At 69.0% G+C, this 4752-nt stretch carries 4 protein-coding genes and 2 pseudogenes; 5 read left to right on the forward strand and 1 reads right to left on the reverse strand.

Annotated elements, in window-relative coordinates:
- Positions 1–252 (forward strand): annotated as a pseudogene (locus tag AB0E67_RS36100) (aminoglycoside phosphotransferase); the annotation flags it as partial.
- Between the two features lie 25 nt (positions 253–277).
- On the opposite strand, the gene AB0E67_RS36105 reads toward AB0E67_RS36100, so the two are convergent.
- A complete protein-coding gene (locus tag AB0E67_RS36105) occupies positions 278–1540 on the reverse strand; it encodes a beta-ketoacyl-[acyl-carrier-protein] synthase family protein (RefSeq protein WP_362035046.1) in 1263 nt (420 codons plus the stop codon).
- A 19-nt stretch (positions 1541–1559) separates the two neighbouring features.
- On the opposite strand from AB0E67_RS36105, the gene AB0E67_RS36110 reads away from it, so the two are divergent.
- From AB0E67_RS36110 to AB0E67_RS36125, 4 genes and pseudogenes are all read left to right on the forward strand, one after another.
- Complete coding sequence (locus AB0E67_RS36110; protein ID WP_362035052.1) at positions 1560–2225, forward strand: TetR/AcrR family transcriptional regulator C-terminal domain-containing protein; 666 nt, start codon at positions 1560–1562, stop codon at positions 2223–2225.
- A 518-nt stretch (positions 2226–2743) separates the two neighbouring features.
- Entirely contained in the window at positions 2744–3163 is a 420-nt protein-coding gene (locus AB0E67_RS36115; protein WP_362035048.1) for a hypothetical protein, read from the forward strand.
- A gap of 226 nt (positions 3164–3389) precedes the next feature.
- Positions 3390–3494 (forward strand): annotated as a pseudogene (locus AB0E67_RS36120) (DUF3761 domain-containing protein); the annotation flags it as partial.
- A gap of 463 nt (positions 3495–3957) precedes the next feature.
- Complete coding sequence (locus AB0E67_RS36125) at positions 3958–4389, forward strand: SRPBCC family protein (RefSeq protein WP_362035050.1); 432 nt, start codon at positions 3958–3960, stop codon at positions 4387–4389.
- Positions 4390–4752 lie beyond the last annotated feature (363 nt).

Here is a 4752-nt window from a genome sequence, read left to right on the forward strand (position 1 = left end):
GCCGGCGATCCGGCGTGGGACCTCTCCGCCGCATGGGTGCTGCTGCCCGCGGGCACGGCCTCACGGTTCTTCGACATGTACGCGCATGCAGACGATGCGGCGATCCGGCGCGCCCGCGCGCTGGCCGCTATGAAGAGCCTCTTTCTGATGCTCATGGGGCAGAACGGAGATCGAGGTCTTCCCGGCGGCAAGCCGAACCGGGGAGCCGCAGGCCGGGCGGCACTTGATCGTGTTCTGAAGGGCGTTTGGTGAAGACCACCTGGTGCGTTCGCGTGGGTCATGGTGTCGTCGAGGCCGTACGGGACGCGTGGTGTCGTGCGCTGGTGACGATGAGTGAGACGTTCTGCCCACCGAAGCCGAAGGAGTTGCTGAGCACGGCGTCCTGGGGGACGTCACGTCGTTCTGCGACGACATCGAGGTCGATGTCGGGATCGACGCCGACCGCGGTGAGGTTGCGGATCGGCGGGATGACACCGTGCTCCACACTGAGGACGGCGATGAGTGCTTCGATCGCGCCGGCGGCGCCGAAGAGATGGCCGAGCGCTGCCTTGGGGGCTGTCACGGTCGCGCGGCCGAAGACCTCCCTGATCGCGTGGGCCTCGGCGATGTCGCCGACCGGAGTTCCGGTGGCGTGGGCGTTGATGTGGCTGATCTGCTCGGGTGCCAAGCCGGCTTGCGCGAGGGCCTTTCGCATGGCGGAGACCTGACCGGAGCCGTCGGGAGCGGGTGCCGTGATGTGGTGAGCGTCGGCGGCGATGCCGGCGCCCGCGAGTACCGCGTGGACGCGTGCTCCTCGGGCGCCGGCGTGTTCGGCGCTTTCCAGCACTACGACGGCGGCGCCTTCACTGAGAACGAATCCGCTGCGGTCCGCGGCGAACGGCCGGGAGGCTGAGGCGGGTTCGGTGGTGTGCCGCGACAGTGCTTTTGCCTGGACGAAGCCGGCGACGGTGATCGGGGTGATCGCGGCCTCGGTCCCGCCCGCGATCACGACGTCCGCCTCGCCGGCACGGATGAGCCTGGCGCCCAGGGCGATCGCCTCGGCACCGGAAGAGCACGCCGAGACGGGCGTGTAGACCCCGGCCCGTGCCCCGTATTCGATACTGATCAGTGCCGCCGCCGCATTGGGCATGAGCATCGGGACCGTGCGTGGCGAGACGCGCCGTGTCCCGGCCGCCTCCAGTACGTCGTCTTCCTTCAGCAGCGTCCGTACGCCCCCGATGCCCGTGCCGATCGCCGATGCGAGCCGGTCCGGGTCCACCTCCGGGGCGCCGGCGTCGGCCCAGGCTTCGGCCGCCGCGGCCAAGGCCGCCTGCTGCGAGCGGTCGAGCCGCCGGGCCTGCACCGGCAGCAGCAACTCGGCGGGGTCGATCGCCATCGTCCCCGCGACGGTCTCGGGAAGGCCGACATCCTCGTGGCCGCGCAGGACGCCGCCGCGGATGCCGGACTCGCCGGCAAGCAGGGCGTCCCAGGTGGAGGCCACGTCTCCACCGAGTGGCGTGATCGCGCCGAGTCCGGTCACGACGACTTCAGTCCGGTGCATGCCCTTCAACCTTTCTTGTATGCGATACAAACGAACGAGTCCATGTTGTATCACATACAATTTGGGTGTGGAGAAGAAGCGAACGGAAGCTCGATCAACGTCGGCTCGGTCGCGTGACCGCGGTCGCGCGACGAGGCGCCGGCTGATTGAGGCAACTGCACAGCTCTGCAAGGAGCGGCCCGGCGCTGAGGTGAGCGTCGCGGAGATCGCGAACGCGGCAGGCGTCTTCCCCAATCAGGTCACCTACTACTTCGGCTCCAAGGACTCGCTGCTCGTGCACGCCGCCTTCCTCGGCTTGCTGCACGACGCCCGACGAATTGAGCGCATCGGTCGCCAAGCCCCCGATGCGGCGACCTTCCGGCGCAACATCGCCCGCGCCGTACTGGCCATGCCCTCGCTCCCGTCAGTCACGCGAGCACTCGCCGCCGCAATCTCCAAGCCCGAACTCGCCCCCGTGGTCGACCGGCACCTCCAGTTGCTGTTCCGGCAGTCCGAGCGCTTCGTGAGCCAGCTCATCGACAGCCGCGGCTGGAGCACCCGACGGCCGCTCAGCATGGAGGCCAGGACGTTCTGGAGCACCGCGCTCGGCGCAGTGCTGCTCGTCCGCGCCGGGGCACACGGCACTGCCGCCGACCTCGACCTCGCCGGAGCATTGACCATCCACGACGAACCCGAACCCGGTTAACCCAGCCGAACGGGCCCGCAGCGGCGACGTGGAAGCGCGGGCGTCTCCGTGGGTTCGGCCCGCAGCGCCACTGCGGCCTCACCGGGCTCGCCCGCGACAGCTCCCGGATGCGGGGCGTCTCTGCGGGTTCGGCCTGCAGCACCACTGAGGCGTCGCCCTGTCGCAGATCGCATCCCAGGCGTGTACGAGTCCCTGCGGGTTCAGCTCGCAGCACGACTGCGGCACCGCTCTACCAGGCCGGATGGCGGCGCCTCGCCGTCCGAACGAGGCCGGGGCCGCTGTCACCGAACTTCGCGGCTGGAATCCTCATGCCACAGCCCAGTCCCTTCAGTCCCTCCGGGAGAACCGCGACACCGCCCTCGCGCATGGCAGACCGGCCCTTCGCCTCGCTTTGCTCGTTACCCAAAGCGTTGAGTGGTGTGTGCCAGAGCATTTGCTATCACCTGACGTAGTTGAGACGGTGGGATCAAGGCTGCAAGTCGCATGTCCGCGGTCAGCACATGACTTCGGTGCTTGTCTTGAGCCGCTTTGCTGCGCCGTTCTCGCGGGCCAGCGGTGAGCTTCGCCTGGAGGAGGTCGATTTCACGTACCCGGAGCGGCCGCGGCGGCACCGCGCACCACCCCAATGTGCCTATGTGCCGGATTTCATCACGTTCGACTCGACTGCGGCTGAGCGGGTATGGGGGCGTGCAGAGAGCGCTGCGGGGCTGGCGTTGAAGGCGCTGGACGCCGGGAAGCCCCTGGCCGCGGCCGACTATGCGGCACTGCGGGATCTCGCGGCCCTGCACTGGGTGCGCTGCTGGTACGTCAAGCAGTCCAGCGAGGAGGCGTGGGAGGAGGCGAAGGACGAGGCCCACGCGAAGGCCATTGCATGGGCCGAGGGCCCCGGTCAGCGCCAGTCGACTCGGCCGTGGCCGAGCACCACGGCATCCATGTGACTGGCCCGGAGGGTCGCCGGTACTACCTGGAGCGGCTTCGGTCCGACGCCGAGGCCGGCCTGCCTCACTCGGTCGTCTTCCGCACGGGGGCGGAGCGGTGGTTCTGTGATGCCCGGGCAGCCGTTGCTGACCTTGAACTGGTGATCCTCACTCCGGAGAACCCGGACGACACCTTTGTGACCAGTGGTTCCGGAGCGTCTACCGTCAGCCGTACCAGGGCCGACCCCGGGCGGGCGCGACCGCCGAGCGCAAGGGCGGGACCTACAGCTACGCGGCGAAGTTCCGCGGCACATGCAGCCACCACGGCGGCGTCCGCTACTGGTACACGTAGGCCGACGGCGGTCCCGCCGCGCCTCGTCGGCTACGGGGCTACGTCGTCGTCCGGAGCATTTCCGGTCGCTTCGGACCGGATGTCCTACCTCCTCCAGCAGATGGCCGCCCGGCACCGGCTTCGCCGCGTAGCGGTTGTGGTGCGCCAACGGCCCGCGCTGCGGTCCTCCAGGCACGGGTGACCGCCTGGTGGGCCTGGGGGTGTCGGCCGGGATGCCCGCCGGGAGCCGCAGGGGTGTACCGATGTGCACGTGGAGACGCGGGCGGCCGACCGGAGCCAGGGCCGAGGCGGCCTCATCGAGCGCATCGGCCGCGCGGGCGGTTCCCCGGTGGATGCCTTCGACAGGGGGACACAGTCATGCCGGGCCCGGAGGCCAGAGACCCTCTTGCAGGACCGCGAGAGCATAACGGGTGACAATGGAGATGTGGCCCCGTAAGCCGTGAATCAAGTTGCGAGGTGGCCGATGAGCACTCTCGAAGAACAGATCGACGTCGACATTCCGATCGCTGCGGCCTGGGAAGCCCTCCACCGTGCGGAGACCTATCCGCGGTTCGTCGAAGGAGTACGCGAGGCTCGTTCAAAGGACGGGCGCCGGGCGCACCTGGATGTCGACGTCGGCGGCCGGGTTCAGGAGTTCGACGCCGAGATCACCGACCGCGGCAAGGAACACACGATGGAGTGGCAGACCACGAGCGGTCCGGAACTGGCGGGGACCTTCTCACTGCTGCCCATCGACCGGGAGCACACCCGGGTTCAGGCCCGGATCGAGTACGACCCGGGCACCGTCAAGGAGGCGTTCGGCGGGCCGAAGGGATTCGCCCAGGCGACCGCGATCGAACGGCTTGTGAGGGAGGACTTGGAGCACTTCAAGGAGTTGGTGGAACGGGAAAGGTGAGGCGTCACCGAGTACGACAGCAGGGCGGTCCATAGCTTTCGATGTGGCTGGTCGCCTGCCGGCCCCGGCGCTGCCGACCCCGCAGGGGAGAAGCGTGCGAGCCAGCGTGCCATCACCGGAGTGTCGGACAGACCGCGACACCACTCTGATGCCGACTGCTGTGGCGTCCTGCTGTGGTCACGATCTCTCAGCACGGACGGCGGTACGGGCGTTCCCCAAGGTACCTTCGGCTGCGTCGGGGCAGAGCGGCCTCGCCTACGTCGCCCACCGCCCCGTTACCTTTTTCGTGGCCCCGCAATGGGGTGCCTGGCCCCCGGGTCCGGTATGGCTGTGTGCCCCCTGTCGAAGTGGATGACCTGGGGG

Source organism: Streptomyces sp. NPDC032161, assembly GCF_040636995.1.
In the GTDB taxonomy this organism is placed as follows: Bacteria; Actinomycetota; Actinomycetes; order Streptomycetales; family Streptomycetaceae; genus Streptomyces.

Excerpts from the sequence above, each read along its gene's own strand:
- AB0E67_RS36125 (WP_362035050.1), top strand. The coding sequence starts at position 3,958 with ATGAGCACTCTCGAAGAACAGATCGACGTCGACATTCCGATCGCTGCG.
- AB0E67_RS36110 (WP_362035052.1), top strand. The coding sequence starts at position 1,560 with ATGCGATACAAACGAACGAGTCCATGTTGTATCACATACAATTTGGGT.
- AB0E67_RS36105 (WP_362035046.1), bottom strand. The coding sequence starts at position 1,540 with ATGCACCGGACTGAAGTCGTCGTGACCGGACTCGGCGCGATCACGCCA.